Source organism: Streptomyces sp. NPDC034111, from assembly GCF_055575375.1.
Genome location: NZ_JBVIST010000027.1, coordinates 42558 through 56395, shown reverse-complemented (window position 1 = coordinate 56395; position 13838 = coordinate 42558). Strand labels below are relative to the sequence as shown.

Genomic DNA, 13838 nt, shown 5'->3' with positions numbered 1-13838 from the left:
AGCGAAGCGATGTCGGTGCTGTTCGTGACGGGCACGGGCACGGAGATCGGCAAGACGGTGACCACGGCCGCGCTCGCCGCGGCCGCGCTCGCCCAGGGCCGTTCGGTGGCGGTGCTCAAGCCTGCCCAGACCGGCGTCACGGCGCACGAGAGGGGCGATGCGGCGGAGGTGGAGCGGCTGGCCGGAGCGGTCACCACCGCCGAACTCGCCCGCTATCCCGAGCCGTTGGCGCCCGCGACGGCCGCGCTGCGGGCCGGTCTGCCGCCGGTGGGCCCACAGGAGATCGCCGAGGCCGCGGCGAAGCTGGCCGCCTCGCACGACCTGGTGCTGGTCGAGGGCGCGGGCGGGCTGCTCGTACGCTTCGATGCGGACGGCCATACGCTCGCCGATGCCGCGCGGCTGGCGGACGCCGCGGTCCTGGTGGTCGCCCAGGCCGGTCTCGGCACGCTCAACGCCACCGCGCTGACCGCGCTGGCGCTGCGGACCTATGGCCTCGACTGCCCGGGCGTCGTCGTCGGCAGCTGGCCGTCCGCACCCGATCTGGCGTCCCGCTGCAATCTGACGGACCTTCCGGAGGCCGCGGGCGCGCCGCTCCTCGGCCTGATCCCGGAAGGCTCCGGCGGACTGCCGCCGAGCGCCTTCCGGGCCGCGGCCCCTGGCTGGCTGGCGCCGGCACTCGGCGGCTCGGGGGCGTTCACCCTGCCGTCGTGAGCCGGCCCGGCCAGGGCCTGCCGGTGGACCGGCACCCGGTCCACCGGACAGGCCACGGCCAGGCTCCGGCCCGGCCCCGGAGGGGATCTAGAGAACGGCGACGGTCTCCTGGTTGGCGTAGCTGAACCCGTCCTCGTCGAAGTAGAAGACGGTGACCTTCACCTTGTCGCCCTTGGCGAAGTGCGATCCGGTGGCCGTGCGCAGGGTCAGCTGCGCCGCATGGTCGTTGTAGTCACAGGTGAGCTTGGCGTTCTTGATGGTGCCGGCCGCGATCGACTCCTCGTGGCCGGTCGTGTTGAGCTTGGTGGCGTTGGCGACCAGCTGGTGGTTCATGCCGGTGTCGCAGGAGTAGGTGAGCTTCACCTGGAGGCCCGTGTCGTGGAGCGAGACCTTGCCGATGTTCAGCAGGTTGGCCTTGGCGGCGGCCGACGGCGCGGTGGCCAGCGCTCCGGCACCCACGAGGAGAGCGGCAGCGGCGGTGCCGGCGAGACGGCGCCGGAGATGGGTGGACTTCATCGAGTGTTCCTTCCCCCCTGTGCGGTCACCTTGGTCGGTACGGCGGAGGTTTCTCCGCATGCGCGGTGACTGCGACAGTTGTTCGGTTTGACTGGCGATCATACGTGATCTTCCGGGGGAAATCCGGAGGTTGAGCTGTCGTGGTTGCTGACACACTGCCGGGATGGTGGATCACGCGTACGGCAATCGCGGCCTCGCCAAGTGGTACGACCTCCTCAACCCCTGGGGCCCGGGCGACGACTTCATGCTGGGACTCGTGAGGGCCGCGGACTCCGTCCTCGATGTCGGCTGCGGTACGGGCGCGTTGCTGCACCGCGCCCGGGAGCGCGGTCACCGCGGACGGCTGTGCGGCCTCGATCCGGCGGGGCCGATGCTCGCCCGCGCCCGGCGGCGCACCGACATCGAGTGGGTGCGCGGCGACGCCGTCTCCCTCGACGGCGACGCGCGGTTCCGGGCCGCCTTCGACCTGGTCGTCATGACCGGTCATGCCTTCCAGTGCCTCGTCGGGGACGAGGTGCTGCGCGGCTCGCTCGCCGCGATCCGCTCGGCGCTGGCGGACGGCGGCCGGTTCGCCTTCGAGACCCGTAATCCGCTGGTCCGGCCGTGGGAGCGGTGGACGCCGGACCGGGCGGTCGAGGTGACCGACGCGGCCGGGGTCACGGTGCGCGTCGCCCATCAGGTCGCGCCGCCGGTATGTGGGGACGTCGTCCGCTTCTCGGAGACCTTCAGCGGGCCGGACGGGGAGCGACCGCAGGTGAGCTGGAGCAGTCTGCGGTTCCTCGACGCACCGTCGCTGGCCCGCCGGCTGCACGAGGCCGGTCTGACGGTCGAGGAGCAGTACGGCGACTGGGACCGCAGCCCGCTCACGGCGGACAGCCCGGAGATCATCACCCTCGCGGGAGTGGCGCGCCCTCCCCGGTGGGGAGACTGACAGCACCAGGGGCATCGGGCAGCAGGGCGAAAGGGGTCCGTCATGTGGCGGCGCAGAGGAGTTCCGCAGGACACCGTGCACCACCCCGTGTTCGCCCGCTTCTATGCGAACTGCTGCGGGCCGGCCGCGGACGCGCGGGCGGGGGTCGCGCGGCTGCGCAAGGAGTTGCTGACCGGCGCCTCCGGCCGGGTCATCGAGGTCGGTGCGGGCACCGGGCTGAACTTCCGGCACTATCCGGGCTCGGTGTCGGAGGTGGTGGCGATCGAACCGGAGGCCACGCTGCGGGAGGTGGCCCGGTCCGCGGGGGCGCACGCCGGGGTGCCGGTGGATGTGGTGCCGGGGGTGGCCGAGGCGCTGCCGGTCAAGAGTGAGGCGTTCGATACCGCGGTGGCCTCGCTGGTGCTCTGTTCGGTACGCGATCCCCGGCGGGCGCTGGCGGAGCTGCGGCGGGTCCTGCGCCCCGGCGGTGAGCTGCTGTTCTTCGAGCACGGGCGGGCCGCGGGGCGCGGGCTGGCGGCGGTGCAGTGGTCACTGGACCGTACGGTCTGGCCGCTGCTGATGGGCGGCTGTCACACCTGGCGGGATCCGCTGGGCGAGATCCGCACGGCCGGGTTCGAGGTGCTGCGGGTCCGGCGGCTGAAGGTCCCGGAGCGCGGACCGACGCTGCCGACGTCCCCGGCGGTGCTGGGTACGGCGCTGCGCCCGGCCGACTGAGCGGTGGGGCGCCGCGCCGCCCGGCCGGTCAGACCGTCCAGGTGCGCAGTTCGTCGGCGATCGCGTGGACGTCCGTCGTGCCTTCCTTGACGAGGCGGGCGAGGTCGCGGACCTGTTCGGGTGAGGTGGCGAGCTTCAGGCCGCTGGCGACGAGGTAGCCGTAGGCGACGGCGGTGGCGAACATCGCGTTCGAGCGCTCCAACGCCGGTACCTGGAGCAGGAGTTGGAGCAGGGCGGCGGCGCGCTCCTGGGGGTCGGGGTAGACGGGGACGCCGAATATCTCGGCTTCATGGCGGCTGACCGCGGCCACCAGGGCACCCCAGTCGGTGACCTGGGGGTCTCCTGGGGTGTGCTGTTCGGCGATCAGTAGGAGCCAGGCGAGGTCGATACGCAGCGTCACGTCGCGCCCGGCAGTCCTTCGTGGTTGCCGGTGGGGGCGGTACGGGCGGGGGTGCCGCCCTTTTCCAGGCCGAATTCCTCGGCGAAGACCCGCTCGTACTGCTTCATGAAGTCCGAGGCGGCCTCGACGAAGGTCTGTCCGACCTCGCCGGCGTCCTTCAGGACGAGCTCCTCGATATAGCGGTTCATGCTCACTCCCCGCTGGAGGGCGCGCTCCCGCGCCGCTTCGGCGGTGGCCTCGTCCACCCGGACGTTCAGCTGTGTCTTCGCCACCCCTCCAAGCTAGCGCGCGGCCGCTAGCACCGGCAAGCAGCGCCGTCCGGATCACGGACGCGGGGCCCGCGCGCCGCTGCCGGTGCCGCCGGAGCGGATGCCGCACGATGTGATCCGTCCTGAGAGGAGGACCACCGCGGTGTCCGTCCCTGCCGTCGTTCCTGCCGCCGTCCCGAATCTGAGGCGCAGTCTGCGCCGCTTCGACATCATGGCGATGGGCGTCGCCGCCGTGATCTCCTTCGACGTGATCGGGCAGATCGCCGCCGGCGGCGGTCAGGCGGTCACCTGGATCGCGGTCCTCGCGGTGGCGTTTCTGCTGCCGTACGCCCTGATGTTCGCCGAGACCGGAGCCGCGTTCCCGCAGGAGGGCGGCCCGTATGTGTGGGTCGAGGTGGCGTTCGGCCGGCCGGCGGCGGCACTGACCACGATGTTCTACTGGGTCACCAATCCGGTCTGGCTCGGTGGCTCGCTGGTGTTCCTGGCGGCGGAGGCCTGGGACCGGTTCGTCTTCCCGCTCGGTGCGGGGACGGTGGCCGACTACGCCTTCAAACTGGTCTTCATCTGGGCCGCGATCCTGACCGCGGTGGTCTCGCTGCGGCGCGGCAAGTGGATCACCACGGCAGGGGCCGGGGCGAAGGTCCTGGCGCTGGCCTTCTTCACCGCCACGGCGCTGGCGTACGGCATCCAGCACGGCTTCCGCGGCCTGGAGAGCGCCGCGTTCGCACCGTCCGGCGCCGGGTTCCTGTCACTGGTGCCGGTCCTGCTGTTCGCGTTCGTCGGGTTCGAGGCGCCCAACGCCGCGGGCGACGAGATGCTCGATCCGCAGCGCGATGTGCCGGTGGCGATCGCGGTGTCCGGTGCCGTCGCCACCTGTTGCTATCTGCTGCCGGTGGCGGCCATCCTCTCGGTCGCCCCGGGAGGGCGGATCACCGGCGTCGGCGGTTTCATGGATGCCGCCCGGCTGGTCTTCGGGATCTACGGGAGCTGGCGCGGACCGCTGCTGACCTTCGTCGCCGTGCTGTTCGCGGTGGCGCTGCTGACTCAGGGCAGCGCCTGGATGATCGTCGCGGACCGGATGCAGGCGATGGCGGCCGCCGACGGCGGGTTCTTCAGCCGGGGCCTGGGCGTCTTCCACCGGCGACTGGGCACACCGGTCCGGATGAATCTGCTCTCCGGCATCACCGCGACCGTCTTCATGGCCGCCGCGATGAATCTGGCGAGCGGTGACGCCTCGGCCGTCTTCGGTGTGGTCCTGACGGTCGCAATCACCACGCTGCTGCTGTCCTATATCGCCGTGATCCCCTCGCTGCTGGCACTGCGGCTGCGCCACCGGGAGGTGCCCCGCCCCTACCGGGTCCCCTTCGGCGCCTGGGGTTTCATCTGCGCGAACCTGCTCGTCTACGCGTGGATCCTGCTCGGCTCCTGGGTGGCGCTGTTCCCCGGCACGCTGGAGCAGTCCGTCGGCATCGCGTACGACTTCCGGGCGACCTGGGGCGTCTCCCGGTTCACCTTCGAGACGTTCACGCTGGGCACGGTCGTCCTGCTGCTGGCGATCGCCGCCGCCGGATATCTGACCCAGCGCAGGCGCACCCAGCCACCACACGACCAGCCCGGGCCGCCCCTGTAGTCAGCCACCACAGCGGCCCCTCGGGAGCGGTCCGCACGGAACAGTCGCTGGGGAGAAGGCCGTTGCGGGAATGCGGCGCCGGCCACGGGTGTTCGGATGGATCATGGTTGCGGGGGCGGAGACCGGCCACGGTGCGAGACCGGCCGGCATCGACACCGACCTCGCGTTCTTCAAGGGGGCCTCATGGCACGTCCGTTCCGCTTCGGCATCAATATGCTCACCATCGATACGGGGGCCGCATGGCGCGAGAAGTGCCGGCGCGCCGAGGCGCTGGGCTATGACGTCCTGCTGGTCCCGGACCATCTGGGGATGCCGGCGCCGTTCCCCGCGCTGATCGCCGCGGCGGAGGCGACCGAGCGCCCGCGGGTGGGCACCTTCGTGCTCAACGCCGGGTTCTTCAACCCGGCGTTGCTGGCCCGCGAGGTGGCCACCACCGACGCGCTCACCGGCGGACGGCTGGAGCTCGGACTGGGAACGGGCTACGTCCGTGCCGAACACGAGACGGCCGGGCTCCCCTGGGGCTCGCCCGGTGAGCGGGTGGACCATCTCGCCCGCACCGTCGAGGAGTTGGACCGGCTGCTGGGCGATCCCGGTCATCTGCCGCAGCCTGCGCAGCGGCCGCGGCCACCGCTGTTGATCGGCGGCAACGGCCCGCGGATGCTGCGGTTGGCGGCCCGGCACGCCGAGATCGCGGCGTTCACCGGCGGCCGGCAGGTGCCCGGAAAGCCGGAGGGCACCCTGGAGCTGCTGCCCGCCGACGAGCTGGCGGCCTCGGTGGCCAGGTACCAGGAGTACGCGGCCGACCGCCCGGCGCCCGCCGAGCTGAACATCCTGGTCCAGCAGGTGCTGGTGACCGACGACCGGCGGGCGGTCGCCGCGGAACTCGCCGCGCGGGGCATCGGGCTGGACGAGGAGCAGGTGCTGGACGCGCCGACGCTGCTGATCGGCACGCCGCAGCAGATGGCCGAGCAGCTGCGGGAGCGCCGTGAGCGGTTCGGGTTCTCGTACATCACCGTGCTGGACCCGTTCCTGGAGGCGTTCGCGCCGGTGCTGGAGGAGCTGAAGGGCAGCTGACGGCGGCGTGGTGGCGTCCGGCGGGAAACCGTTCGACATGGCGTTCGGCCCGGTGGTGGGATCGCGGCATGAGCGATCTTCAGGTCCGGGCCGGGACGCCGGCCGATCTCGATGCCGTACTCGCCTTCTGGAAGACCGCCGCGGAGGGCACCAGCATCAGCGATGACAGCGACGGTGTGGCGCGCCTCGTGGCCCACGACCCCGCCTCACTGCTGCTGGCCGAGCGGGACGGGGAACTGGTGGGCACGGTGATCGCCGGCTTCGACGGCTGGCGCTGCCATCTCTACCGGTTGGCGGTCCACCCCGACCGCCGCCGGCAGGGCATCGGCAGCGCCCTGCTGGCCGCCGCCGAGGAGCGGTTCCGCGGGCTGGGCGGCCGGCGCGGTGATGCGATGGTGCTGGACCGCAATGAGCCTGCGCACCATGCGTGGCGGGCGGCGGGCTATGCGCCCGAGCCGCAGTGGAGCCGCTGGGTGAAGCACCTCGGCTGAACCGAGCGCGGCAGCCGTTGGCCGGCGCGGCGCCCGCCGCAACCCGAGAGCCCGTCCCTTTACTGGGCGGGCTCTTCCCTTACCCGCAACTTTGCTGATCCTTTACCATGGTGTCTCCGCCAACCAAGTGAAAGGTGTGTGAGCGTCCAGCCATGGGCGAGCCTCCCAGTTGTCGAACCGTGCGACGACATAGCGCGAACCTCCCGATCCTGTTCGATCATGGGACGGAGGTGACTCGATGACCGACCTGCTCTTCCTGGGCGTGGCGCTCCTCCTGACCCTGGCCTGTGGTGTCTTCGTCGCGGCGGAGTTCTCGCTGACGACGGTCGAGCGCAGTGACCTCGAACGCGCCGCCGAGCGCGGCGAACGGGGCGCGGACAGCGCCCTCAAGGCGGTCCGCGGTCTCACTTTCCAGCTCTCCGGCGCCCAGCTCGGCATCACCGTCACCGGCCTGGTCATCGGCATGCTCTCCAAGCCGGCCATCGCCACCCTGCTGGCCGGACCGTTCACGGCGATGGGCCTGCCGCATTCGGCGGCGGAGTCGCTGGCCCTGGTCCTCGGTACGGTGCTCTCCACGGTCGTCCTGATGGTCGTCGGTGAGCTGGTCCCGAAGAACTGGGCCATCTCCAACCCGCTGGTCATCGCCAAGAAGGTCGCCACCGCCCAGCGCGGCTTCAGTGCCGCCTTCAGGCCGTTCATCCGGCATCTCAACAACACCGCGAACCACACGGTCCGCCGGATGGGGCTGGAGCCCGCCGAGGAGCTGGCCTCGGCGCGCGGCCCCCAGGAGCTGGTGGCGCTGGCCCGGCACTCCGCCAAGGAGGGCGCGCTGGAGGCCGACACCGCCGAACTGTTCGTCCGCACCCTCAACCTCGCCGATCTGACCGCGGAGAACGTCATGACGCCGCGGGTGCAGGTGATCGCGCTGGAGGTGCAGTCCACCGCCGAGGACGTCGCCAACGCCACCCGGGCGACCGGGCTGTCCCGCTTCCCCGTCTACCGCGGCAGCCTGGACAGCGTCGTCGGCGTGGCCCATATCAAGGACGTGCTGACCGTCCCGGCCGAGCGCCGCCCCCGGCACCCGGTCTCCGAGCTGCTGCGCGAACCGCTGCTGGTCCCCACCACCCTGACCGTGGACCGGCTGCTGGACCGGCTGTCCGGCAAGCGCACCATGGCCGTGGTCATCGACGAGTACGGCGGTACGGCCGGTGTCGCGACGCTGGAGGACATCGTCGAGGAGGTGGTCGGCGAGGTCCGTGACGAACACGATCCGCTGGAGAACCCGGACCTGGCGCCGGCCGGCGCGGACGCCGAGGGCCGCGAGGTCTATCAGGCCGACGGCGCGGCGCGCACCGACCAGCTGGAGCGGATCGGCCTGCGGCTGCCGGAGGGCCCGTACGAGACGCTTGCCGGTCTGATCGCCACCGAGCTGGGCCGAATACCGGCCGCCGGTGACCGGCTGGAGCTGGCCGGCTGGTCGATGGATGTGCTGGACGCCTCCGGCCATCGTGCGGCGCGGGTGCTGCTGCACGCCCCGCTGCCGGGCAGCTCCGCCGAGCGGGAGACGGGGGCCGGCCGATGATCGCTCTCCAGCTGTTCGTGGGCCTGCTGACGCTGGTCGTCAACGCCTTCTTCGTCGGCGCCGAGTTCGCGCTGATCTCGGTGCGCCGCAGCCAGATCGAGCCGTACGCCGAGCGCGGGGACCGCCGGGCGGGCAGTGTGCTGTGGGGTCTGCAACATGTCTCGGCCCTGCTGGCGGCCGCGCAGCTGGGCATCACGCTGTGCACGCTGGTGCTGGGCGCGGTTGCCGAGCCGGCCATCGCGCACCTCCTGGAGCCGGTGTTCCATGCGGTAGGCATCTCGGAGGCGCTGATCCACCCGATCTCGTTCGTGATCGCGCTGTCCCTGGCCACGTATCTGCACATGCTGTTCGGCGAGATGGTGCCGAAGAACGTCGCCCTCGCCGAGCCGGTCCGCACCGCCCTGGTCCTCGGACCGCCGCTGGTCGCGCTGGCCAAGGCGCTGCGCCCGGTGATCTTCACGGTCAATGCCTTCGCCAACGGACTGCTCAGGCTGCTGCGGGTGGAGACCAGGGACGAGGTGGCCTCGACCTTCTCGCACGCCCAGCTCGCGAAGATGGTCGAGGACTCCCGGGAGGCCGGTCTGCTGGACGAGCGGGCTCAGGAACGGCTGCGGGACGCCCTGGAGCTGGGCCGCCGCCCGGTGCGGGATGTGGTGCTGCCGGTCGAGAACGTCGTCTCGGCGCGGATGGGGATCACCCCCGAGGGGCTGGAGCAACTGGCCGCCGAATCCGGCTTCTCCCGGTTCCCCGTCGTCGACGAAACCCGTCGCATCCTGGGCTATCTGCACGTCAAGGACGCCCTGGACGCCACCCCGCGCCAGGTGCCGTTCCCGGTGGCGGCGCTGCGCCCGATCGCCCGCGTCAAGGCCGCCACACCGCTGGACGACGTGCTGACGGCGATGCGCGGATCGAGTACGCATCTGGCCGCGGCGATCGGTGACGACGGCCGGCTGGCCGGGCTGGTGACGATGGAGGACGTACTGACGGAGCTGGTGCTCCAGCGGCCCGCGGCCTGACGAGGGGGCGCCGCCCCAGGCGTATGACCGATCGGTTAGATTGCTGACCGATCGGTCAGACACGTCTGAGGGGGCAGAGACATGGACCGCACAACGTGCTGCATCGCCGGGGGCGGACCCGCGGGGATGATGCTCGGGCTGCTGCTGGCGAGGGCCGGTGTCGAGGTGACCGTCCTGGAGAAGCACGGCGACTTCCTGCGCGACTTCCGCGGGGACACCGTCCATCCCTCGACGCTGCGCCTGCTGGACGAGCTCGGCCTCGGGGAGGAGTTCGCGCGGCTGCCGTTCGCCGAGCTGAAGGAGATGCGGGCGCAGATCGGCGGCACAACGGTCGTACTGGCCGACATGCGGCGCCTCCCGGGCCGGCACAAGTACTTCGCCATGGTCCCGCAGTGGGACTTCCTCAATCTGCTGGCCGGCGCGGCCGCACAAGAGCCGGGCTTCACGCTGCGGATGCGGACCGAGGTCACCGGGCTGCGCACCGAGGCGGGCCGGGTGACGGGCGTGCGCTATGTGGACGAGCACGGTACGCCCGGCGAGCTGGCCGCCGATCTGACGGTCGCCTGCGACGGCCGGGACTCGGTGGTGCGGCAGGCGGCCGGGCTGCACCAGCGGCAGTTCGAGGTGCCGATGGACGTCTGGCAGGTGCGGGTGGAAGCTCCCGCTGACGACCTCAAGGACGGCCGGGTCTTCGCCCGCTTCGACGGCGGCCAGGTCGCGGTCACCATGGACCGCGGCACGTACTACCAGACCTCCTACCTGATCGGGAAGGGCCGGGACCAGGAGCTGCGCGGCCGGGACATCCAGTGGCTGCGGGACCGGCTCGGCGCGCTGTTCGGCTGGGACGACCAAGTGACCGGCGCCATCGCGTCCTGGGACGACGTCAAACTGCTGGAGGTGACGTTCGGCCGGCTGCGGCGCTGGTACCGGCCGGGCCTGCTGTGCATCGGCGACTCGGCGCACACCATGTCGCCGGTCGGCGGCGTCGGGGTCAACCTGGCGCTCCAGGACGCGGTCGCCGCGGCCCGCATCCTGGCCGGGCCGCTGCGCCACGGCACCGTCACGGAGGCGGACCTGGCGCGGGTGCAGAAGCGGCGGGAGCTGCCGATGACCCTCGTGCAGCAGTCCCAGCAGGCCGAGCACCGCATGATCCGCTCCGCACTGGACGGCACCCTCGACGGCAACCGCCTCCCGATCCCCGTACGCCTGCTGCGGCACCTGCCACCTCTCCGGACCGTCGCCGGCTACCTGGGCGGCATAGGCGTCCGCCCGGAGCGCGCACCGTCGTTCGCCCGGAGGGACCGGGCCCTTCCTCGCTGAACCGTCTCAGCAGGCGTCGACATACCCACACAGGTGCGACGGCATCCCCCAAGAGATGATCCACCCATGGAAAGAGTCGTTGATCTTGACCAGGCGGCGGAAGCGGTGGCCGAGCGGGTCCCGCGCTGGCTGTCGGCCGGCCTCACGGTGGGGCAGGTGACCTGGCGCGACGAGACCGCGCCGTGGCCACAGCGGCTCGAAACCGACAGATCACTGGTGCGTGACCCGGACTCGATCGGCGTGATCGTCTCAGGGCCGGCGGACACCGAACTGTCCGTGGTGCTGTTCCGGGGCGGCTGGGCCGATGTGGACTACATGGCGAGCCTCGAAGACACCGGAACGCTTCCGGCATCAGAGATCGGTTCAGCGACGGACTTCGGCATCCGGCTCGATCAGTGGGTGCAGTGCGTCTTCGGGAATCTCGACGACAGGCAGAGCCATCCCCGGGTGGCGAAACCGAGTTGACCACCCGGCCGGAGGCGGGAGGGTGCAGCTCGCACGCGACGGCCCAGGGCAAGCGTGGTGCGGCTGCCGTGCGAGCATGAGTGGCCATGATCAGGACGCGGACGGTCGCCGAGGAGCCAGTGTGAGACGGAACGTCGGATGGGCGATCCCCCTGGCGGCTCTGACGCTGCTGACCGCATGCGGGACTTCCGTGAACGGCACCCATCTCTGCACCCTGAGGGACGCGCCCGCCGGGATCCGGGTCACGGTCCACCCGGAACTCGCGAAGAGGGTGGCCGACGCGACCCTTACGGCCTGCTGGAACGGCACCTGCCGCAAGCGCACCCTGCAACTGCGGGAGACCTGGTCACAGCAACCGGCAACGCCAGGGAACCCCGTGATGACCACGGAGTCCCCTACCGCCGCAGAAAGCCCGGCAGCGAGCACCCACCGAACCCCCAAGCCCCTTGGCCGGCCTGGCTTCGTGGACGTACGCGGCCTCCCGGGCAAGCCGGTCCACGTCACGCTGGTGTTCAAGAACCGGCGGGGCACCACCGTCCTCGACCGACAGATCGATCTCACCCCGCAGCCCACCTATCCCAACGGCCGCGCCTGCTCGCCGGGCGGCCACCAGGCGCGCCTGACGGTCACGGAAGAGGGCTCGCTGCTCCCTCGCTGACCCGTTGCTCAGGCGCCTCTCAGCACCTCGATCACGCTCGCGTAGCTGGCGTGGCCGTGGCCGGCGGCCTTGGCGCGTTCCATGGTGGCCTTCAGGAGTTCCGGCAGTGCGTTGTCGATGCCGCGTGCCGATGCGGCGTGGATGAGGTGGTCGATGGCCGCGATCTGTACGTCGACGGTGGCGTCATCGCCCGGGTAGTGACCGGCGTCGACCTGGGGTGCGTACGTGGTGAGGAAACCGGCCACGGCCGTCAGCCAGCGGATGGCGAGGGGGGTGAAGGCCGTGGCCGGTGTCTGCTCCGCGCCGACCAGGGCGGTGCCGTGCAGCCAGCCGGTCATGGTGGACCACATCAGGCCGAGCAGGGCGGAGTCGTAGAGGGAGGCCAGGCCGGGGTCGGTGCCCAGGTACAGGGGGTCTCCCAGGGCTGCCAGGGTCGGCCGGTGGTCCTCGAAGACGGCGCCGGAACCGCTGTAGAGGAGCATCATCTCCGGGTTTCCGACGCCCGGCGGGGTGGTCATGATCGCGCCGTCGAGGTAGTCGGCGCCGTGCGACCGGGCCCATGCGGTCGCCTCGTGGGCCTGTTCCGGGGAGCCGGAGGTGAGGTTGACCAGGACCTTGCCGGCGAGGGATCCGGCGACGGGGTCGAGGACGGAGCGCAGCGCCTCGTAGTCCAGTACGCAGGCGATGATGAGCGGGCCCGCGGCGAGGGCCTCTTCGGGTGTCGCGGCCAGGTGGGCGCCCCGGGCGACCAGTGGCTCGGCCTTGTGCGCCGAGCGGTTCCACACGGTGGTCGGGTGGCCGCGCTCCAGCAATGCGGTGGCGAGCGCCGAACCCATCGAACCCAGTCCGAGGACGGTGACGGGCTGGTGACGTGTACTCAGGGCGTTCATGGCGCAACTCCTTGTCCGCCGCCTGCGGTTGACTCCCGCGGCGGTTGTCGATCACGTACGGACCACGCTCGCAGCCGGCGGCAGCCGGAAGAAGTGACAGCGGTGACGGCCGGCACCAAATTCCTGCCATACCCTTCAGGCATGAGCGCTGGTTCCGTCGCCGTGGTGGTGCCCACCGATATCGGGGTTCCCTCGTGGGACCTCTACGAGTTGAGCATCCCGTGCACCGTCTTCGGCAAGCGCCAGCCCGACCTGGCGAACCCGTGGTACGACCTGCGGTTGTGCGGAACGGGCGAGCAGCAGGACGCCGCGGACGGCACGGGGCTGGAACTGCGGACCCGCTATGGGCTGGATGATCTCGTGGGTGCCGACACCGTCATCGTGCCGTCGGTGCCCGACCCCTGTGTCGAGGACGGCAGGCCGATACCACCGGACCTGATCGGCGCGCTGCGTCGCGCCTACGACGCGGGCGCCCGCATGGTCTCCCTGTGCACGGGCGCCTTCGCGCTCGCCGAAGCGGGGCTGCTCGACGGACGCCGTGCCACCGCCCACTGGATGCACACCGCCCAACTGGCCGAGCGCTACCCGAAGGTGCAGGTCGACGACTCGGTTCTGTATGTGGACGACGGCGATGTGCTGACCAGCGCCGGACTGACCGCCGGCCTCGACCTCTGCCTCCATCTCGTACGCCGCGACCTGGGCGCACATGTCGCCAACCAGCTGGCACGGCGGATGGTCGTTCCCGCACACCGTCCCGGCGGGCAGGCGCAGTTCATCGATCTGTCCGTGCCCGTTACCGACGACCAGGGCCTTGGTCCCGTACTGGAATGGGCTCGCGCGCACCTGGATCAGCCGCTGTCGGTCGACGACCTGGCGCGGAGAGCGGCGATGAGCCCTCGCACGTTCTACCGTCGGCTCCAGGCGGCCACCGGGACCACGCCCCTCCAGTGGCTCCTCAACCAGCGCCTGGGCCGCGCCCAGAGCCTTCTGGAAGCCACCGACCTGCCGATCGACAAGATCGGGGAACTGAGCGGACTGGGCACGGCGAACAATCTGCGGCATCACTTCGTCAAGCAGGTGGGGGTGTCGCCGGGCGAGTACCGGCGGGCGTTTCCGAGAGGGGTGACCGGGGGGCCGGCGTGAGGGCCCGGGCGCCGATGAGGCCTTCACG

General features: G+C 71.3%; 16 protein-coding genes. 12 read left to right on the top strand and 4 right to left on the bottom strand.

What is annotated here, in order from left to right:
* The first annotated feature begins 9 nt into the window (after positions 1–9).
* Positions 10–711: a dethiobiotin synthase gene (bioD, locus tag ACZ55A_RS35105; RefSeq protein WP_468848884.1), complete on the top strand. Its 702-nt coding sequence runs from the start codon at positions 10–12 to the stop codon at positions 709–711.
* Positions 712–798: 87 nt separating this feature from the next.
* Here bioD and ACZ55A_RS35100 read toward each other — a convergent pair whose 3' ends face one another.
* Positions 799–1227 carry a hypothetical protein gene (locus ACZ55A_RS35100; protein WP_468848882.1) on the bottom strand — a complete coding sequence of 143 codons (429 nt, stop codon included), beginning with the start codon at positions 1225–1227 and terminating at the stop codon, positions 799–801.
* Positions 1228–1390: 163 nt separating this feature from the next.
* Between ACZ55A_RS35100 and ACZ55A_RS35095 the strand changes: the two genes are divergently transcribed.
* Entirely contained in the window at positions 1391–2158 is a 768-nt protein-coding gene (locus ACZ55A_RS35095; RefSeq protein ID WP_468848881.1) for a class I SAM-dependent methyltransferase, read from the top strand.
* Between the two features lie 42 nt (positions 2159–2200).
* A complete protein-coding gene (locus ACZ55A_RS35090; RefSeq protein WP_468848880.1) occupies positions 2201–2872 on the top strand; it encodes a class I SAM-dependent methyltransferase in 672 nt (223 codons plus the stop codon).
* A gap of 28 nt (positions 2873–2900) precedes the next feature.
* On the opposite strand, the gene ACZ55A_RS35085 is transcribed toward ACZ55A_RS35090, so the two are convergent.
* Positions 2901–3272: a fic family toxin-antitoxin system, toxin component gene (locus ACZ55A_RS35085; protein ID WP_468848879.1), complete on the bottom strand. Its 372-nt coding sequence runs from the start codon at positions 3270–3272 to the stop codon at positions 2901–2903.
* Positions 3269–3544, bottom strand: a complete 276-nt coding sequence (locus ACZ55A_RS35080) for a toxin-antitoxin system HicB family antitoxin (protein WP_468848877.1) — start codon at positions 3542–3544, stop codon at positions 3269–3271. The genes ACZ55A_RS35085 and ACZ55A_RS35080 overlap by 4 nt, the downstream gene beginning before the upstream one ends.
* 139 nt (positions 3545–3683) lie before the next feature.
* Here ACZ55A_RS35080 and ACZ55A_RS35075 point away from each other — a divergent pair, with 139 nt between their 5' ends.
* The 8 genes from ACZ55A_RS35075 (at position 3684) to ACZ55A_RS35040 (ending at position 11777) form a co-directional block, all read left to right on the top strand.
* Positions 3684–5171 carry an APC family permease gene (locus tag ACZ55A_RS35075; RefSeq protein WP_468848875.1) on the top strand — a complete coding sequence of 496 codons (1488 nt, stop codon included), beginning with the start codon at positions 3684–3686 and terminating at the stop codon, positions 5169–5171.
* A 183-nt stretch (positions 5172–5354) separates the two neighbouring features.
* The gene (locus ACZ55A_RS35070; protein WP_468848873.1) at positions 5355–6245 is read left to right on the top strand and encodes an LLM class F420-dependent oxidoreductase; all 891 of its coding nucleotides are present in this window, start codon (positions 5355–5357) and stop codon (positions 6243–6245) included.
* Positions 6242–6736 (top strand): GNAT family N-acetyltransferase, encoded by a 495-nt coding sequence (locus ACZ55A_RS35065; protein ID WP_468848954.1) that lies wholly within the window; start codon positions 6242–6244, stop codon positions 6734–6736. The genes ACZ55A_RS35070 and ACZ55A_RS35065 overlap by 4 nt, the downstream gene beginning before the upstream one ends.
* 238 nt (positions 6737–6974) lie before the next feature.
* Positions 6975–8318: a hemolysin family protein gene (locus ACZ55A_RS35060; protein ID WP_468848871.1), complete on the top strand. Its 1344-nt coding sequence runs from the start codon at positions 6975–6977 to the stop codon at positions 8316–8318.
* Entirely contained in the window at positions 8315–9334 is a 1020-nt protein-coding gene (locus ACZ55A_RS35055) for a hemolysin family protein (protein ID WP_468848869.1), read from the top strand. Before ACZ55A_RS35060 ends, ACZ55A_RS35055 begins: the two co-directional genes overlap by 4 nt.
* An 81-nt stretch (positions 9335–9415) precedes the next feature.
* The gene (locus ACZ55A_RS35050; protein WP_468848868.1) at positions 9416–10654 is read left to right on the top strand and encodes an FAD-dependent oxidoreductase; all 1239 of its coding nucleotides are present in this window, start codon (positions 9416–9418) and stop codon (positions 10652–10654) included.
* Positions 10655–10720: 66 nt separating this feature from the next.
* Positions 10721–11119, top strand: coding sequence for a hypothetical protein (locus tag ACZ55A_RS35045; protein ID WP_468848866.1), 399 nt, complete (start codon positions 10721–10723; stop codon positions 11117–11119).
* 121 nt (positions 11120–11240) lie between these two features.
* Positions 11241–11777 (top strand): hypothetical protein, encoded by a 537-nt coding sequence (locus tag ACZ55A_RS35040; protein WP_468848865.1) that lies wholly within the window; start codon positions 11241–11243, stop codon positions 11775–11777.
* Positions 11778–11785: 8 nt separating this feature from the next.
* On the opposite strand, the gene ACZ55A_RS35035 is transcribed toward ACZ55A_RS35040, so the two are convergent.
* Positions 11786–12667, bottom strand: a complete 882-nt coding sequence (locus ACZ55A_RS35035; RefSeq protein ID WP_468848863.1) for an NAD(P)-dependent oxidoreductase — start codon at positions 12665–12667, stop codon at positions 11786–11788.
* Between the two features lie 141 nt (positions 12668–12808).
* Here ACZ55A_RS35035 and ACZ55A_RS35030 point away from each other — a divergent pair, with 141 nt between their 5' ends.
* Positions 12809–13810, top strand: coding sequence for a GlxA family transcriptional regulator (locus ACZ55A_RS35030; protein ID WP_468848861.1), 1002 nt, complete (start codon positions 12809–12811; stop codon positions 13808–13810).
* Positions 13811–13838: the final 28 nt, after the last annotated feature.

Excerpts from the sequence above, each read along its gene's own strand:
- bioD (WP_468848884.1), top strand. The coding sequence starts at position 10 with ATGTCGGTGCTGTTCGTGACGGGCACGGGCACGGAGATCGGCAAGACG.
- ACZ55A_RS35100 (WP_468848882.1), bottom strand. The coding sequence starts at position 1,227 with ATGAAGTCCACCCATCTCCGGCGCCGTCTCGCCGGCACCGCCGCTGCC.
- ACZ55A_RS35095 (WP_468848881.1), top strand. The coding sequence starts at position 1,391 with ATGGTGGATCACGCGTACGGCAATCGCGGCCTCGCCAAGTGGTACGAC.
- ACZ55A_RS35090 (WP_468848880.1), top strand. The coding sequence starts at position 2,201 with ATGTGGCGGCGCAGAGGAGTTCCGCAGGACACCGTGCACCACCCCGTG.
- ACZ55A_RS35070 (WP_468848873.1), top strand. The coding sequence starts at position 5,355 with ATGGCACGTCCGTTCCGCTTCGGCATCAATATGCTCACCATCGATACG.
- ACZ55A_RS35060 (WP_468848871.1), top strand. The coding sequence starts at position 6,975 with ATGACCGACCTGCTCTTCCTGGGCGTGGCGCTCCTCCTGACCCTGGCC.
- ACZ55A_RS35055 (WP_468848869.1), top strand. The coding sequence starts at position 8,315 with ATGATCGCTCTCCAGCTGTTCGTGGGCCTGCTGACGCTGGTCGTCAAC.
- ACZ55A_RS35050 (WP_468848868.1), top strand. The coding sequence starts at position 9,416 with ATGGACCGCACAACGTGCTGCATCGCCGGGGGCGGACCCGCGGGGATG.
- ACZ55A_RS35045 (WP_468848866.1), top strand. The coding sequence starts at position 10,721 with ATGGAAAGAGTCGTTGATCTTGACCAGGCGGCGGAAGCGGTGGCCGAG.
- ACZ55A_RS35035 (WP_468848863.1), bottom strand. The coding sequence starts at position 12,667 with ATGAACGCCCTGAGTACACGTCACCAGCCCGTCACCGTCCTCGGACTG.
- ACZ55A_RS35030 (WP_468848861.1), top strand. The coding sequence starts at position 12,809 with ATGAGCGCTGGTTCCGTCGCCGTGGTGGTGCCCACCGATATCGGGGTT.